Annotated in this window: 17 protein-coding genes and 1 tRNA gene; 9 read left to right on the plus strand and 9 right to left on the minus strand. The window is 72.8% G+C overall.

What is annotated here, in order from left to right; genetic code table 11:
- The 3 genes from ACFW1I_RS16275 to ACFW1I_RS16285 form a co-directional block, all read right to left on the minus strand.
- Positions 1–908, minus strand: a 908-nt coding sequence (locus ACFW1I_RS16275; RefSeq protein ID WP_384670217.1) for a chaplin, incomplete at its 3' end; no start/stop codon positions are given.
- Positions 909–1062: 154 nt separating this feature from the next.
- Positions 1063–1296 carry a chaplin ChpH gene (chpH, locus tag ACFW1I_RS16280; RefSeq protein ID WP_318206923.1) on the minus strand — a complete coding sequence of 78 codons (234 nt, stop codon included), beginning with the start codon at positions 1294–1296 and terminating at the stop codon, positions 1063–1065.
- A 150-nt stretch (positions 1297–1446) separates the two neighbouring features.
- On the minus strand, positions 1447–2772 hold the full coding sequence (locus tag ACFW1I_RS16285; protein WP_319013157.1) for a M20/M25/M40 family metallo-hydrolase: 1326 nt from the start codon (positions 2770–2772) through the stop codon (positions 1447–1449).
- Between the two features lie 252 nt (positions 2773–3024).
- Here ACFW1I_RS16285 and ACFW1I_RS16290 point away from each other — a divergent pair.
- Both ACFW1I_RS16290 and ACFW1I_RS16295 read left to right on the plus strand, forming a co-directional pair.
- Positions 3025–3112: transfer RNA gene (locus ACFW1I_RS16290), tRNA-Leu, on the plus strand.
- Between the two features lie 73 nt (positions 3113–3185).
- The gene (locus ACFW1I_RS16295) at positions 3186–4121 is read left to right on the plus strand and encodes an RluA family pseudouridine synthase (protein ID WP_384670218.1); all 936 of its coding nucleotides are present in this window, start codon (positions 3186–3188) and stop codon (positions 4119–4121) included.
- On the opposite strand, the gene ACFW1I_RS16300 is transcribed toward ACFW1I_RS16295, so the two are convergent.
- From ACFW1I_RS16300 to ACFW1I_RS16315, 4 genes are all read right to left on the minus strand, one after another.
- The gene (locus tag ACFW1I_RS16300; protein ID WP_384670220.1) at positions 4105–4734 is read right to left on the minus strand and encodes an MBL fold metallo-hydrolase; all 630 of its coding nucleotides are present in this window, start codon (positions 4732–4734) and stop codon (positions 4105–4107) included. The genes ACFW1I_RS16295 and ACFW1I_RS16300 overlap by 17 nt on opposite strands.
- On the minus strand, positions 4734–5819 hold the full coding sequence (locus ACFW1I_RS16305; RefSeq protein ID WP_384670221.1) for an S-(hydroxymethyl)mycothiol dehydrogenase: 1086 nt from the start codon (positions 5817–5819) through the stop codon (positions 4734–4736). The genes ACFW1I_RS16300 and ACFW1I_RS16305 overlap by 1 nt, the downstream gene beginning before the upstream one ends.
- A 137-nt stretch (positions 5820–5956) precedes the next feature.
- Positions 5957–7408: an amino acid permease gene (locus ACFW1I_RS16310; RefSeq protein ID WP_384670223.1), complete on the minus strand. Its 1452-nt coding sequence runs from the start codon at positions 7406–7408 to the stop codon at positions 5957–5959.
- A gap of 181 nt (positions 7409–7589) precedes the next feature.
- Positions 7590–8291: a FadR/GntR family transcriptional regulator gene (locus ACFW1I_RS16315; protein WP_384670225.1), complete on the minus strand. Its 702-nt coding sequence runs from the start codon at positions 8289–8291 to the stop codon at positions 7590–7592.
- 171 nt (positions 8292–8462) lie between these two features.
- On the opposite strand from ACFW1I_RS16315, the gene ACFW1I_RS16320 reads away from it, so the two are divergent.
- Positions 8463–8990: a gluconokinase gene (locus ACFW1I_RS16320; RefSeq protein WP_384670227.1), complete on the plus strand. Its 528-nt coding sequence runs from the start codon at positions 8463–8465 to the stop codon at positions 8988–8990.
- A gap of 39 nt (positions 8991–9029) precedes the next feature.
- Entirely contained in the window at positions 9030–10427 is a 1398-nt protein-coding gene (locus ACFW1I_RS16325; protein WP_384670228.1) for a GntP family permease, read from the plus strand.
- A 60-nt stretch (positions 10428–10487) separates the two neighbouring features.
- Here ACFW1I_RS16325 and ACFW1I_RS16330 read toward each other — a convergent pair whose 3' ends face one another.
- A complete protein-coding gene (locus ACFW1I_RS16330) occupies positions 10488–11372 on the minus strand; it encodes a TIGR03619 family F420-dependent LLM class oxidoreductase (protein ID WP_384670229.1) in 885 nt (294 codons plus the stop codon).
- 184 nt (positions 11373–11556) lie between these two features.
- Positions 11557–13212, minus strand: coding sequence for an FAD-binding dehydrogenase (locus ACFW1I_RS16335; RefSeq protein ID WP_384670231.1), 1656 nt, complete (start codon positions 13210–13212; stop codon positions 11557–11559).
- A gap of 95 nt (positions 13213–13307) precedes the next feature.
- On the opposite strand from ACFW1I_RS16335, the gene ACFW1I_RS16340 reads away from it, so the two are divergent.
- The 5 genes from ACFW1I_RS16340 to ACFW1I_RS16360 are packed head-to-tail and all read left to right on the plus strand — an operon-like array spanning position 13308 to position 16035.
- Positions 13308–13937, plus strand: a complete 630-nt coding sequence (locus tag ACFW1I_RS16340) for a TetR/AcrR family transcriptional regulator (protein ID WP_384670232.1) — start codon at positions 13308–13310, stop codon at positions 13935–13937.
- Positions 13938–13966: 29 nt separating this feature from the next.
- A complete protein-coding gene (locus tag ACFW1I_RS16345) occupies positions 13967–14731 on the plus strand; it encodes a glucose 1-dehydrogenase (RefSeq protein ID WP_384670264.1) in 765 nt (254 codons plus the stop codon).
- 31 nt (positions 14732–14762) lie between these two features.
- Complete coding sequence (locus ACFW1I_RS16350) at positions 14763–15290, plus strand: NUDIX hydrolase (protein WP_384670234.1); 528 nt, start codon at positions 14763–14765, stop codon at positions 15288–15290.
- A 23-nt stretch (positions 15291–15313) separates the two neighbouring features.
- Positions 15314–15706, plus strand: coding sequence for a DUF202 domain-containing protein (locus tag ACFW1I_RS16355; RefSeq protein WP_346169600.1), 393 nt, complete (start codon positions 15314–15316; stop codon positions 15704–15706).
- Positions 15706–16035, plus strand: coding sequence for a DUF202 domain-containing protein (locus ACFW1I_RS16360; protein ID WP_384670236.1), 330 nt, complete (start codon positions 15706–15708; stop codon positions 16033–16035). The genes ACFW1I_RS16355 and ACFW1I_RS16360 overlap by 1 nt, the downstream gene beginning before the upstream one ends.
- Positions 16036–16043 lie beyond the last annotated feature (8 nt).

The following is a 16043-nucleotide window of genomic DNA, read 5'->3' on the forward strand; positions in this document are numbered from 1 at the left end:
TGGGGCCGGCGGCCGCGGGCCCCCGCGCGCCGCGGGGGGCCCCCCCCGGGCTGCGAGGCCGCCGCACCCCGGCCGCCGCGGCGGGAGCGGCGGTAGACCAGCGAGCCCGCGAGGAGCATGCCCGCGGCGGCCGGGACGATCACGCCGAGGGGCGCGGAGGACCCGGTCTCGGCGAGCTCGTGCGGGGCGGCCGGGGGCGGCGTGAGCTGCGGGCCGGGGTGGTTCGAGCCGCCGTCCGAGCTCGGCGGCACACCGGGCGTGCCGGGGGTGCCGGGGGTTCCCGGCGTACCGGGGGTGCCGGGCGTACCGGGCGTGCCCGGGGTCCCAGGAGTGCCGGGCGTGCCCGGGGTGCCGGGGGTCCCCGGCGTACCGGGGGTGCCGGGGGTTCCGGGGGTGCCCGGCGTGCCGGGGGTCTCGGGCTCCTCGCCGTAGCCGCCCGGTTCCTCGCCGTAGCCGCCGGGCTCCTCCTCGCCGTAGCCGGTGTCGGGGTTCTCGGTGTTGGCGCAGTCGTTGCCCGTGGCGGCGTTGCCGAGGCCGATGCCCGTGACGCTGTTGCCGCACGCGTTCACCGGCACGTCGACCGGCACCACGACGGTGTTGCCGGAGGCCACGCCCGGGGAGTCGCTCGCGTGCGCGTCGCCGGACGCGCCGGGGCCGGACTGCGCGGGGATGTTCGCGCAGGAGTTGCCCATCGCCGGGTTGAGCACCCCGACGACGTTCACGGTGTTGCCGCAGACGTTGACCGGGGCGTGGACCGGGACCTGCACGGTGTTCCCGGACGCGACGCCTGGTGAGTTCGCGGCGGTGCCGCTCGCACCGGAGTCCGCCTGCGCGATGCCGCCGCCGAGCGCGAAGACGCCTCCGGCCGCCGCGACGGTGATGATGCTCTTGCGCGTGACCTGTCGCATAGCTTGCTTACCTGCCTTCTCGGCGATGTCGCCTGATCGGCTTGGAGTGGGGCCACCGGGCCCGTGCCCGGGGCGGAATGGCCACCGGCCCCGGAGTGCATGGCACGCACTCCGGGGCCGGACGGCTCACGCCCTCAAGGGGCGGGGCACAACGTCAGGCGTTGACGCAGGTGTTGCCGAAGCTCGGGTTCAGCAGACCGATCACGGAGACCGTGTTGCCGCAGACGTTCACGGGAACGTGAACCGGGACCTGCACGACGTTGCCCGAGAGGACACCGGGGGAGCCGATGGCCGCACCCTGGGCACCCGCGTCGGCGACGGCCATGCCCGCGCCCGCGAGAACCAGACCGCCGGTGGCAGCCGCAGCAGCGACGACCTTCTTGATCATTATTCCTCCTAGTTGACAATGCGGCCCCAGCCGCGGACCGCATCACCTGTAACGAGGGGGAAGGTTGAGGGCTACGAGCCCTCGGGTGCATTCACTCTTTCCGGGCAGACCCAAACGGGCGGCCGAATTCGGGAACCCGCGGGCCGGGGGTCAGCAGGCGTCGATGAAGCGGTCCAGGACGCGCACGCCGAACTTGAGGCCGTCGACCGGGACGCGCTCGTCCACGCCGTGGAACATGCCGGCGAAGTCCAGCTCCGGCGGCAGCTGGAGCGGGGCGAAGCCGAAGCAGCGGATGCCGAGGTCGTCGAAGGACTTGGCGTCGGTGCCGCCGGAGAGCATGTACGGGACGGCGCGGGCGATCGGGTCCTCGGCGCGCAGGGCGAGCTGCATGGCGTCGACGAGGGCGCCGTCGAAGCTGGTCTCCAGCGCCTTGTCGCCGTGGACGTCCTCGCGCTTCACCTTGGGGCCCAGGATCCGGTCGAGGTCGGCGAGGAACTCCTCCTCGTAGCCGGGCAGGAAGCGGCCGTCGACGTGGGCGGTGGCCTGGCCGGGGATGACGTTCACCTTGTAGCCGGCACCGAGCATGGTGGGGGCGGCGGAGTTGCGCAGGGTGGCGCCGACCATCTTGGCGATGCCGCCCAGCTTGGCCAGGGTGCCGTCCATGTCCTCCGGGTCGAGGGGGGTGCCGAGGGCGTCGGACAGCTCGTCGAGGAAGCTGCGCACGGTCTTGGTGACGCGGACCGGCCACTGGTGGCGGCCGAGCCGGCCGACGGCCTCGCACAGCTCGGTGATGGCGTTGTCGGAGTTGGTCATGGAGCCGTGGCCCGCCGTGCCCTCGACGGTGAGCCGCATCCAGTGCATGCCCTTCTGGGCGGTCTCGACCAGGTAGAGGCGCAGGTTCTCGTTGACCGTGAAGGAGAAGCCGCCGACCTCGCCGATCGCCTCGGTGACGCCGTCGAAGAGACCGCGGTGCTTGTCGACCAGGTGGCGGGCGCCGTAGGTGCCGCCGGCCTCCTCGTCGGCGAGGAAGGCGAGGACGATGTCGCGCGGGGGCTTGCGGCCGCTGCGCAGCCGGTCGCGGACGACCGCGAGGGTCATCGCGTCCATGTCCTTCATGTCGACGGCGCCGCGGCCCCAGACGCAGCCGTCGGCGACCTCGCCGGAGAAGGGGTGGTGGGTCCAGTCCTCGGCGTTGGCCGGGACGACGTCGGTGTGCCCGTGGATGAGCAGCGCCGGCCGGGAGGGGTCCTCGCCCTCGATGCGGGCCACGGTGGAGGCCCGGCCCTTGTGCGACTCGATGATCTTCGGGTCGAGGCCCACCTCGGCGAGCTTCTCGGCGACGTACTCGGCGGCGGCCCGTTCGCCGGGGCCGGAGTGGTCGCCGTAGTTGCTGGTGTCGATGCGGATGAGGTCCCTGCAGAGGTCGACGACCTCGTCCTCACCCGAGACGGTCCGGCCGGTGTTCGACTCGCTCACGCTGTTTCCTCCCACGACGTGCCCCACATGCCTGCTGGTGGTCGCCTCCATCCTGCCGCGCCCCCGCCCCGGCGGCGCAAGGGCGTCCACCGGCCGACACACCCCCGACACATGCCGAGACGGGGTGCCCGCGCGGGGCGCGCGGGGCGGGTGGGGCAGGTGGGGCGGGTGAGGGGGTGGTGATCGGCCACCCCGAATGTTTGCTATGGTTTTCCTCGTCGGAACGGCCCAGCGCCGCGAGACACACACCCTGTCCGGGTGGCGGAATGGCAGACGCGCTAGCTTGAGGTGCTAGTGCCCTTTATCGGGCGTGGGGGTTCAAGTCCCCCCTCGGACACCAGAGGAAAGTCCCGGTCGAGTCTCTCGACCGGGACTTTCTCGTATCCCCGGTGCAGAGGACGTGAGGCGGAGCGGTGCGGAGGAAGAGGGTGCCGGCCGCGCCGCTGCCGCAGCGGGACGGGATCGATCCGGTACGGCTGCGGCTGCCGGAGGACCCGGAGGGTGCCTGGCCGACCGTCGGGGCCTATCTGCTCGGGCGGTACGGGGCGGCGGTCGGCGCGGAGCGGATCGGCGCGATGCTGGACGCGGGGCGGTTCGTCGGGGCCGACGGGCGGGCGGCGGCGGCCTCGGAGCCGTACGAGCCGGGGCGGTGGCTGTGGTTCCACCGGGACCTGGCGGCCGAGGAGCGGGTGCCGTTCGAGATCGGGGTGGTCCACCGGGACGAGCGGATCCTGGTCGTGGACAAGCCGCACTTCCTGGCGACGACCCCGCGCGGGCGGCACGTGACGGAGACGGCGGTGGCGCGGCTGCGGGCCGGGCTCGGGCTGCCGGCGCTCCAGCCGGCGCACCGGCTGGACCGGCTGACGGCGGGTCTCGTGCTGTTCGTGGTGCGGCCCGAGGACCGGGGGGCGTACCAGCTGCTGTTCAAGGAGCGGCGGGTGCGCAAGGAGTACGAGGCGGTGGCGCCGTACGACCCGGGGGTGGCGCTGCCGGTGACGGTGCGGAGCCGGATCGAGAAGGAGCGGGGGGTGCTCGCCGCCCGGGAGGTGCCGGGCGAGCCGAACGCGGTGAGCCGGATCGAGCTGGTGGAGCACCGCGGCGGGCTCGGGCGGTACCGGCTGCTGCCGGAGACCGGGAAGACGCACCAGCTGCGGGTGCACATGAACGCGCTGGGGCTGCCGATCCTGGACGATCCGCTCTATCCGGTGGTGCGTGAGGACGGGCCGGAGGACCACCGGCGGCCGCTGCGCCTGCTGGCGCGGTCGCTGGAGTTCACCGACCCGGTCACGGGTGAGGAGAGGCGGTTCGTCAGCCGCCTCTCGCTCGGTCCGCTCAGTGCCCCCGGCTGATCCACTCCTCCAGGTGCGGGGCCTCGGCGCCGATGGTGGTGGAGTCGCCGTGGCCGGTGCGGACGACCGTCTCCGGCGGGAGGGTGAGGAGCTTCTCCCGGATCGAGTCGACGATCGTGGGGAAGTCCGAGAAGGACCGGCCGGTGGCGCCGGGGCCGCCCTGGAAGAGGGTGTCCCCGGTGAAGACCGTGCCCAGGTCGGGCGCGTACAGGCAGATGGCCCCGGGGGCGTGGCCGGGGGTGTGGAGGACCTTCAGGTCGGTGCCGGCGATGGTGAGGACCTGGCCGTCGGCGAGTTCGCCGTCGGGGGTGTGGTCGGGGTGGGTGAGCTTCCACAGCGGCTGGTCGGCGGGGTGGAGCAGGATGCGGGCGCCGGTGGCGGCGGCGAGCGCGGGGGCGGCGCCGACGTGGTCGTCGTGGGCGTGGGTGCAGACGATGGCGCGCAGGGTGCGGCCGTCGAGGGCGGCGAGGACGGCGTCGGCGTCGTGGGCGGCGTCGATGACGATCGCCTCGTCGTCGTCGCCGACGATCCAGACGTTGTTGTCGACGTCCCAGGTGCCGCCGTCGAGGCTGAAGGTGCCGGAGGTGACCAGGTGGTCGACGCGGGCGGTCATCACAGCACCACCACCGAGCGCAGCACGTCGCCCTCGTGCATGCGGGCGAACGCCTTCTCGACCTCGTCGAGGGCGATGGTCTCGGTGACGAAGGCGCCGAGGTCGATGCGGCCCTGCCGGTGCAGGTCGATGAGCATCGGGAAGTCGCGGGACGGCAGGCAGTCGCCGTACCAGGAGGACTTGAGGGAGCCGCCGCGGCCGAAGACGTCGAGGAGGGGCAGTTCGAGCTTCATCTCGGGGGTGGGGACGCCGACGAGGACGACGGTGCCGGCCAGGTCGCGGGCGTAGAAGGCCTGCCGGTACGTCTCCGGGTGGCCGACGGCCTCGATGACGACGTCGGCGCCGAAGCCGCCGGTGAGTTCGCGGATCGCCTCGACGGGGTCGGTGCCGCGCGAGTCGACGGTGTGGGTGGCGCCCATCTCCTTGGCCTTGGCCAGTTTTCGCTCGTCGATGTCGACGGCGATGATCTTCGCGGCTCCGGCGAGGCGGGCGCCGACGACGGCGGCGTCGCCGACGCCTCCGCAGCCGATGACGGCGACGGTGTCGCCGCGGCTGACTTTCCCGGTGTTGATCGCGGCGCCGATGCCGGCCATCACGCCGCAGCCCAGGAGGCCGGCGATCTCGGGGGCGACGGCCGGGTCGACCTTGGTGCACTGGCCGGCGGCGACGAGGGTCTTCTCGGCGAAGGCGCCGATGCCGAGGGCCGGGGAGAGCTCGGTGCCGTCGAGCAGGGTCATCCGCTGCTTCGCGTTGTGGGTGTCGAAGCAGTACCAGGGGCGGCCGCGGCGGCAGGCGCGGCACTGGCCGCAGACGGCCCGCCAGTTGAGGATCACGTAGTCGCCGGGGGCGACGTCGGTGACGCCCTCGCCGACCGACTCCACGACGCCGGCGGCCTCGTGGCCGAGCAGGAAGGGGAACTCGTCGTTGATCCCGCCCTGCTTGTAGTGGAGGTCGGTGTGGCAGACGCCGCACGCCTGGATCTTCACCACGGCCTCGCCGGGGCCCGGATCGGGGACGACGATCGTCTCGATCCGTACCGGCTCGTTCCGACCGGGGGCGATGACCCCCTGCACGTGCTGTGGCATCGCTGACTTCCCTTCGGCGGAGAGGATCTTGTAAGGCTCCTGCGTACCACTATCTCCTGATAAAAGGCGAGACCCCCGCAGGCCGTGCCTGCGGGGGTCCGCCGCTCCCGTGGGGGGAGTCGAGGGGGTGGGGCGGCTCAGTCCCGCGGCGCGGCGGTCTCGCGGACCCGGCGGCGGACCAAGAACCAGCCGCCGACGAGGGCCGCGGCGATCAGCGGCAGACAGTTCACGGTGGTGCGGCCGATGCCGCCGTCCATCCACATGAGGACGACGACGGAGGCGAGGAAGACCAGCGTCACGATCTGGGTGTACGGGGCCCAGGGCAGCCGGTAGGCGGGGCGGACGAGCTTGCCCTCCTCGGCGCGGCGGACGAAGAGCAGCGAGCAGATCATGATCATGGCCCAGGTGCCGATGATGCCGATGGAGGCGAAGTTCAGCACCAGCTCGAAGGCGTCCTCGGGCATCACGAAGTTGAGGAGGACGCCGGCGACGCCGAAGCCCGCGGTGAGCAGGATGCCGCCGTAGGGCACGCCGCCCTTGTTCATGACGCCGGTGAACTTCGGCGCGGAGCCGGCCATCGACATGGAGCGCAGGATGCGGCCGGTGGAGTACAGGCCCGAGTTGAGGCTGGAGAGGGCCGCGGTGAGGACGACGAGGTTCATCACGCCGGCGGCGCCGGGGATGCCCAGCTTGTCGAAGACGGTGACGAAGGGGCTCTGGTCGCCGGAGTAGGCGGTGTACGGGAGGATCAGCGCGAGCAGGACGACGGAGCCGACGTAGAAGAGGCCGACGCGCCACATGATCGAGTTGATCGCCTTCGGCATGATCTTCTCGGGGTTCTCGGTCTCGCCGGCGGCGACGCCGCAGAGCTCGACGGAGGCGTAGGCGAAGACGACGCCCTGGATGAGCAGGAGCATCGGCATCATGCCGTTGGGGAAGATGCCGCCGTTGTCGGTGATGTTGGCCAGGCCCGGGGTGGAGCCGCCGACGTCGTGCGAGGTCACGACGAGGAAGATGCCGACGAGCATGAAGGCGACGAGCGCGGCGACCTTGACGATCGCGAACCAGAACTCCATCTCGCCGAAGTACTTCACCGAGATGAGGTTGGCGGCGAGGACGACCGCGAGGGCGATCAGGGCGAGGACCCACTGCGGGATGTCGCTGAACATCGACCAGAAGTGGGCGTAGGTGGCCGCGGCGGTGATGTCGGCGACGGCGGTGGTCGACCAGTTGAGGAAGTAGAGCCAGCCGGCCGTGTAGGCGCCCTTCTCGCCCATGAACTCGCGGGCGTAGGAGACGAAGGCGCCGGAGGACGGGCGGTAGAGCACCAGCTCGCCGAGGGCCCGGACCACGAAGAAGGCGAAGACGCCGCAGACCGCGTACGCGATGAAGAGCGAGGGGCCGGCGCTGGCCATCCGGCCGCCGGCGCCGAGGAAGAGACCCGTGCCGATGGCGCCGCCGATGGCGATCATGTTGATGTGCCGGGACTTGAGGTCCTTGCGGTATCCGGCGTCGCCGGCGTCGATGTGGGGGGACGCCGTGGAGCCGGCGGCGGACAGCGGCTCGGCCGCGGTGACGCGGTCAGTCATGGAGTTGTTCGCCTTCGTGAGGGGGAGGGGGCTGTGCGGTACCCGGCCATGCCCTCGTGGGGGTCTCCCTGACATGGCCAGCGCACATCCTCACGGCAACACCCGCTCGCTGACTGTGACCGCTGTCACTGAACGCCCGGATTTGAGCTAGTTCAGAGGTTACGCGCGCGTTAACCGGGTGTTACGGAGCCAGGACGTCCAGTTCCTTGAGCGCGCCCACGGCGATCTCGCGGGTCAGCGCCTCGGCGCGGGCCGCGTCCCGCTCCCGCACGGCCTCGGCGACCTGGACGTGGAGGGTGACGGCGGCCGGATCGGGGTCCTCGAACATCACGTGGTGGTGGGTGCGGCCGGTGAGGACCTCGGCGACGACGTCGCCGAGGCGGGCGAACATCTCGTTCCCCGAGGAGTTGAGGACCACCCGGTGGAAGGCGATGTCGTGGACGAGGTACGCCTCCAGCTGCCGGCCGCGCGAGGTGGCGACCATGCCGAGGGCCTGCTCGGTGAGCTCGCGGCACTGGGCCGGGGTGGCGTTGACGGCGGCGAGGCCGGCCGCGACGGGCTCGACGGCGGAGCGCAGCACGGTGAGGGAGCGGAGCTGGCGGGGGCGGTCGGCGCCGGCCAGCCGCCAGCGGATGACCTGCGGGTCGTACACGTTCCAGCTCTCGGTGGGCAGCACCGTGACGCCGACCCGGCGGCGGGACTCCACGAGGTGCATCGACTCCAGGACGCGGACGACCTCGCGGACGACGGTCCGGGAGACGTCGAAGCCCTGGGCGAGCTCGTCGGTGCGCAGGACCGTGCCGGGCGGGTACTCCCCCGCGGTGATGGCCAGGCCCAGGGTGGCGAGCACGTGCGAGTGGAGCCCCTGGGCCGATGTCGTCATGGTGCTCAGCCTATGCGGGTGCGGTCCGGTGATCACATCGGGAATTAAAAGTACGACTTTTATGTCACAGACTCTTGAATACGTCGTACTCAATGGGTTTCATGACAGCGCGACGGAATCGATGTCGCGGAAGACGGCACCGATGTCGAAGAAGACAGCGAGGCACCCCTCATGAGCACCACCCCCCACACCGCCGCTCCCCCGGTCGTCGTCGTCATGGGCGTCGCCGGGACCGGCAAGACGACGATCGGCCCGCTGGTCGCCGAGGCACTCGGCCTCCCCTACGCGGAGGGGGACGACTTCCACCCGGCGGCGAACGTGGCCAAGATGTCGGCCGGCGTCCCGCTCGACGACGCCGACCGCGAGCCGTGGCTCGACGCCATCGGCGTCTGGGCGCACGGCCGGGCCGGGCGCGGCGGGGTGGTGAGCAGCTCCGCCCTGAAGCGGATCTACCGGGACCGGCTGCGTGCGGCCGCCCCGGGAGTCGTCTTCCTCCATCTGACCGGCGACCGGGAGCTGATCGAGGAGCGGATGGCCTCCCGCAGGGGCCACTTCATGCCCACCGCCCTGCTCGACTCCCAGTTCGCCACCCTGCAGCCGCTGCAGGACGACGAGGCCGGCGTCGCCGTCGACGTGTCCGGCACCCCCGAGGAGATCACCGACCGTGCCGTCGCCGCGCTGCGGCGGCTCGCCGGCTGACCCTCCCGTCCCCCACCTGCCCGTACGAAGGACACCACCGTGACCAGTCTCAGCGTCGAGACCCTGGCAGCGGACGCCGTCGAACCGATCACCTCGGCCGGCCACGCCCAGCTGGGCATCGCCGTTCTCGCCGGCATCGCCGTCATCGTCCTGCTCATCACCAAGTTCAAGCTGCACGCGTTCCTCGCGCTGACCATCGGGTCGCTCGCGCTCGGCGCGTTCGCCGGTGCCCCGCTCGCGGACACCATCAAGTCGTTCAGCACCGGGCTCGGCAACACCGTGGCCGGCGTGGGCGTGCTCATCGCGCTCGGCGCCATCCTCGGCAAGCTGCTCGCCGACTCGGGCGGCGCCGACCAGATCGTCGACACGATCCTCGCGAAGGCGAGCAAGCGGTCCATGCCGTGGGCGATGGTCCTGATCGCCTCGGTGATCGGTCTGCCGCTGTTCTTCGAGGTCGGCATCGTGCTGCTGATCCCGGTGGTGCTCATGGTCGCCAAGCGGGGCAACTACTCCCTGATGCGGATCGGCATCCCGGCACTGGCCGGCCTGTCGGTGATGCACGGGCTCATCCCGCCGCACCCCGGCCCGCTCGTCGCGATCGACGCGGTCGGCGCCAACCTGGGCGTCACCCTCGCCCTCGGCCTGGTCGTCGCGATCCCGACCGTGATCATCGCGGGTCCGGTCTTCTCGAAGTACGCGGCCCGCTGGGTGGACGTCCCGGCGCCCGAGCACATGATCCCCACGCGTCCCTCGGAGGACCTGGAGAAGCGTCCGGGCTTCGGCGTCACGGTCGCCACGGTGATGCTGCCGGTCGTCCTGATGCTGGTGAAGGCGCTCGTCGACATCGTGGTCGACGACCCCGAGAACGCCGTGCAGAAGGTCACCGACGTCATCGGCTCGCCGCTGATCGCCCTGCTCGCCGCCGTCATAGTCGGCATGTTCACGCTGGGCCGGGCGGCCGGCTTCACCAGGGAGCGGCTGTCCTCGACGGTCGAGAAGTCGCTGGCCCCGATCGCGGGCGTGCTGCTGATCGTCGGCGCGGGCGGCGGCTTCAAGCAGACGCTGATCGACATCGGCGTCGGCCAGATGATCCTGGACTTCTCCAAGGACTGGTCGATCCCGGCCCTGCTCCTGGCCTGGCTGATCGCGGTCGCGATCCGGCTCGCGACGGGCTCCGCCACGGTCGCGACGATCTCGGCGGCCGGTCTGGTGGCCCCGCTCGCCGCGGGCATGTCCACCAGTGAGACGGCGCTCCTGGTGCTGGCGATCGGTGCCGGTTCGCTCTTCTTCAGCCACGTCAACGACGCCGGCTTCTGGCTGGTGAAGGAGTACTTCGGCCTGAACGTCGGCCAGACGATCAAGACCTGGTCGGTGATGGAGACCATCATCTCGGTCGTGGGCCTGGTGTTCGTGCTGTTGCTGTCGCTGGTGTTGTGACGCCTGCGGCGTGCTGACGGGCCCCGGATCTCCTCGTGGAGGTCCGGGGCCCGCGCGTGTTCAGCCGCGCAGCAGGCGCAGCACCTTCGCGCCGAGCTCCAGGGCCTCGTCCGGCGAGTCGACCGACTGCTGGAGGTCGACGAAGCAGCCGTCCGCGCCGGTGTCGCGCACCCCCTGGAGGACCGCGGCGATCCCGTCCGCCGTGGCGCCGGGGGCGGGGTTGCAGCGGATCTGCCGGCGCAGCGCCCCCGGGTCGCGGTCGGCCTCGTCGGCGGCGCGCCGCGCCACCTCCCACAGGCCCTCGGCCGCGCCGGGCGGCAGGACGGCGCCGACCCAGCCGGCGGCCCGGCGGCCGACCCGGCGCAGGGCGGCCGGGCTGAAGCCGCCGAGGAGGACGGGCGGTCCGGCGGGCTGGACCGGGCGGAGGCCGACGTACGCGTCGGGGATCGTCCAGCGGGGTCCCCGGTGGCCGAACTCCTCCTGGGTCCAGATGCCGTGGAGGACGTCGAGCAGTTCGTCGAGGAGGGCGCCGCGCCGGCCGAAGTCCGCGCCGACGGCCGTGTACTCGTCGCGCAGCCAGCCGAGCCCGAGGCCGACGTCGAGGCGTCCGCCGCTGACCTGGTCGAGGGAGGTGAGGGAGCGGGCGAGCAGCGCGGGCGGGTACCAGGGGCCGTTGAGGGTGCTCGTGCCGAGCCGGGCGCGGGTGGTCGCGCCGGCGGCGACGGTGAGCACCGTCAGCGGGTCGAGGAAGGTCTTGTACTGGTGGGGGTACGGGTTCTCCGGCGTGTGCCCCGGATAGAGGTCGCCGGGGTCCACCGGGGTCAGGACGCGGTCGCCGACCCAGAACGAGTCGAAGCCGGCCTCCTCGGCGTCCCGCGCGAAGCCCGCGATGCGGTCGGCGCGGGCGTGGGTGCCGTACTGGGGCAGTGCGATGCCTATCTCCATGGGCCTCATCCTGGGCGGCGGGACGGCCCGCGACACGAAGGGTTCGGCGTGTGACCCCCGGCACCCCCGCGTGGGGCGCGTGTGGGGGGGCCCCCGGCCCCCCGGGGGGGGGGTGCCCCCCCCCCCCCCCCGGGCGGGGGGGGGGGGGGGGGGGCGCCCGGGGGGGGGGGGGGGGGGGGTTCCGCTACGCCGTCGCCGCGGCCGCCGCCCGGCCCGCCGCGCGGCCGGAGAAGATGCAGCCGCCGAGGAAGGTGCCTTCGAGGGAGCGGTAGCCGTGGACGCCGCCGCCGCCGAAGCCGGCGGCCTCGCCCGCCGCGTACAGGCCGGGCAGGGGTTCGCCGGTCTCGGTGAGGACCCGGGAGGAGAGGTCGGTCTGGAGGCCGCCGAGGGACTTGCGGGTGAGGATGTTGAGGCGGACGGCGATCAGCGGGCCGGCCTTGGGGTCGAGGATCCGGTGCGGGGCGGCGGTCCTGATCAGGCGGTCGCCGAGGTAGGCGCGGGCGCCGCGGATCGCGGTGATCTGGAGGTCCTTGGTGAAGGGGTTGGCGATCTCGCGGTCGCGGGCGGTGAGCTCGCGGCGCAGGGCGGTCTCGTCGACGAGGTCCCGGCCGGTGATCCGGTTCATGCCGCGGACGAGGGCGGAGAGGTCGTCCTCGACGACGAAGTCGGCGCCCTTGTCCATGAACGCCTGGACGGGGCCGGGGACGTCGGCGCGGGCGCGGCCGAGGACGTCGCGGACGGACTTGCCGGTGAGGTCGGGGTTCTGTTCGGAGCCGGAGAGGGCGAACTCCTTGCCGATGATCCGCTTGTCGAGGACGAACCAGGTGTGGTCGTGGCCGGTCCGCATGATGTGTTCGAGGGTGCCGAGGGTGTCGAAGCCCGGGAAGAGCGGCACCGGGAGCCGCTTGCCGGTGGCGTCGAGCCAGAGCGAGGAGGGGCCGGGCAGGATGCGGATGCCGTGCTTGGCCCAGATCGGGTTCCAGTTCTCGATGCCCTCGGTGTAGTGCCACATCCGGTCGCGGTTGACGTGCCGGGCGCCGGCCTTCTCCGCGATGCCGAGCATCAGGCCGTCGACGTGGGCGGGGACGCCTGAGAGCAGCTTCTCGGGCGGGGTGCCGAGGCGGGCGGGCCACTGGGCGCGGACCAGGTCGTGGTTGCCGCCGATGCCGCCGGTGGTGACGATCACGGCCTGGGCGCGCAGCTCGAAGGTGCCCGTCGCGGTCCGGGTGCTGGCGGTGCCGCGCTCGGCGTCCGAGGGCTCCAGGATCTCGCCGGAGACGGTGTCCACGGCGCCGTCGGTGCGGCCGAGGGCGGTGACGCGGTGGCGGAAGCGGAAGGTGACGCGGCCCCGGGCGGCGCCCTCGCGGACCCGGCGCTCGAAGGGGGCGACGAGGCCGGGGCCCGTACCCCAGGTGATGTGGAAGCGGGGGACGGAGTTGCCGTGCCCGTTGGCGTCGTAGCCGCCGCGCTCGGCCCAGCCGACCACGGGGAAGAAGCGGACCCCGCGCGCGTGCAGCCAGGAGCGCTTCTCGCCGGCGGCGAAGTCCACGTACGCCTCCGCCCAGCGGCGGGCCCAGTCGTCCTCGGGGCGGTCGAAGCCGGCGGTGCCCATCCAGTCCTGGAGGGCGAGCGCGTGGCTGTCCTTGATGCGGAGCCGGCGCTGTTCGGGCGAGTCGACGAGGAAGAGCCCGCCGAAGGACCAGTGGGCCTGGCCGCCCAGGGACTGTTCGGGCTCCTGGTCCAGGAGGATCACGGACCGGCCGGCGTCGACCAGCTCGGCGGTGGCGACGAGACCGGCGAGGCCGGCCCCGATCACGATCACATCGGCGTCGTAGGACATGGACCGCATCTTGGATACACGGATGTATCGAGTCAACCTCTCGGACCCGGAGGACCCCTTCGCGTTTTCTAATGTCGAGCATTAATATGGGTGCCATGGCAAGGACGTCAGGACCCGGGACCCGGGCGAAGCTGATCCAGGCGGCGGAGGAGCTCTTCGCCGCCCAGGGCGTCGACGGCGCCCAGCTGCGGGACATCACCAAGCTGGCCGGGCAGGCCAACCCCTCCGCGGTGCAGTACCACTTCGGCTCCCGCGCCGGACTCCTCGACGCGGTCATGGCCGGCCGGCTGGCCCGCACCGAGCAGGTGCTCGTCGCCCTCGCGTACGACGCCGAGGCCGATGTGCGCGGCCTGGTCACGGCCCTCGTCACGGCCGAGGCCAGCGAGCTGCGCACCGAGCGGGGCCGCCGCTGCCTGCGGATCTCCGCGCAGCTCAGCCACGAGAGCGGCGTCCGCGCCCGCACCCCGCACCCCACCCTCGCCGACACCGCCTACTGGGCGCTGATCGAGCGGATCGCCGCCCGACTGGCCGCCGACGGGCTGCCCGAGCCGCTGCTCCTGGAGCGCCTCGACCTGGCCCTCACGGTGGTCGGCGCGGCGCTCGCCGACCGGGCCCGGCAGTACCTCGACGGGACGGAGCCGCTCACAGGTGAAGCGCTCTTCCTCGCCGACCTCGTCGAGACCACCACCGCGCTTCTCCGGGCCGCACAGCCCCGGAGCGTCTGATGCGAAGCACCACCCCGAAGGGACCCTCCATGAACGACCTCACCGGCAAGACCGTCCTCATCACCGGCGGCGCCCGCGGCCTGGGCGCCGAGGCGGCCCGCCAGGCCGTCGCCGCCGGCGCGAACGTGGTCGTCACCGACGTCCTCGACGAGGACGGCGAGGCGACCGCCGCGGAGCTCGGCGAGCGCGCCCGCTTCCTCCACCACGACGTCACCTCCGAGGAGGACTGGGCGGCCGCCGTGGCGTACGCCGTCTCCGAGTTCGGCGGACTGCACGGCCTGGTGAACAACGCCGGCATCTCCACCGGCGCCCTCCTGGAGACCGAGAGCGTCGAGCACTTCCGCAAGGTCCTCGACATCAACCTGACCGGCGTCTTCATCGGCATGAAGGCCGCGATCCCGGCGATGAAGGAGGCCGGCGGCGGCTCCATCGTCAACATCTCCTCCGCGGCCGGCCTGATGGGCCTCGCGCTCACCGCGGGCTACGGCGCCTCCAAGTGGGGCGTGCGGGGCCTGACGAAGATCGGCGCCGTGGAGCTCGGCACCGCGCGGATCCGGGTCAACTCGGTCCACCCGGGCATGACCTACACCCCGATGACCGCCTCGGTCGGCATCCAGCGCGGCGAGGGCATGTACCCGAACACGCCGATGGGCCGGGTCGGCGAGGCCGACGAGATCGCCGGCGCGGTCGTCTTCCTGCTCTCGGACGCGGCCTCGTACGTGACGGGCGCCGAGCTCGCCGTGGACGGCGGCTGGACCACCGGCCCGACGGTCAAGTACGTCATGGGGCAGTGAGCCCCGGCGGCGCGGGTGCTTGGATGGGCGCATGAGCGCCTCCGATGAAGTACTGGACGTCGTCGACGAACAGGACCGGGTGATCGGACGGGCCCCGCGCGGCGAGGTGTACGCGCGGGGCCTGATCCACCGCTGCGTCTTCGTCCGCGTGCGGGACGCCGAGGGACGGGTCTTCGTCCACCGCAGGACCCCGACCAAGCTGGTCTTCCCGTCGATGTACGACCTGTTCGTCGGCGGGGTCGTCGGCGCCGGCGAGTCCTACGACGACGCGGCGCTGCGCGAGGCCGAGGAGGAGCTGGGCGTCTCCGGCCTCCCCCGGCCCGCCTTCCTCTTCAGGTTCCTGTACGACTCCGCCGGCGTCGCCGGGAAGTGGTGGTCGGCCGTGTACGAGGTCCGCTGCGACCTGCCGGTGCGGCCGCAGCCGGAGGAGGTCGCCTGGCACGCCTTCCTGACCGAGGACGAGCTGCGGGAGCGGCTGCCGGGCGCGGCCGGCGCCTGGGAGTGGGTGCCGGACGGGCTCGCCGCGTACGCGCGCCTGGTGGCGGACGGGGGCCGGTAGCGGGGGGCCGTTAGGGTGCCGGGGTGAGTCGATTCGTACAGAGCCTGCGGCTGTGGTTCGCGCCGCGGCGGATCCGGGACGAGGGCGAGACCCCCGACTACCGGTTCTCCCTCGCCAACGAGCGGACCTTCCTCGCCTGGATCCGGACGGCGCTCGCGCTCATCGGCGGCGGCTTCGCCGTCGACCAGTTCCTGCCGGACCTGCGCTGGGCGGTCCGGGTCGGGCTCGCGCTCGCGCTGCTCGCCGCCGGCGTGCTGTGCGCGCTGCGCGCCGTGAACCACTGGATCCGCTGCGAGCGGGCCATGCGCCGCGGCGAGGACCTGCCCGTCTCCCGGTTCCCCGCCGTCCTGAGCCTCACCGTGGCGGTGGTGGCGGTCGCGATGGTGGTGCTCGTGGTCGTCGGCCGGGCCGGCTAGTGGCCGGCCCCGCGCCCGGGGACGAGGTCGCCCGCGATCCCGGGCTCCAGCCGGAGCGCACCCGGCTCGCCTGGCGGCGGACGACGCTGTCGTGGACGGTCGTGGCGGTGCTCGGCGTCAAGCTCGCCCTGATGGACGACGCCACGGCGGCGGGCGTGACCGGTCTGGCCCTCGCCGCGCTGCTGTGGATCGGCTTCCTGGCCGTCGCCCACCGGCGCATCCGCTCCCTGGACACCGCCCGGCCCCGGGTCCTGTCGGCCCGGGGCGCGCTGCTGGCGGCGGGGTGCACGGTGGCCCTGGCGGTGTGCGGGGCGGCGCTGATCTGGTGATCCCCCGC

The organism is Streptomyces sp. NPDC058955 (assembly GCF_042741435.1).
In the GTDB taxonomy this organism is placed as follows: Bacteria; Actinomycetota; Actinomycetes; order Streptomycetales; family Streptomycetaceae; genus Streptomyces.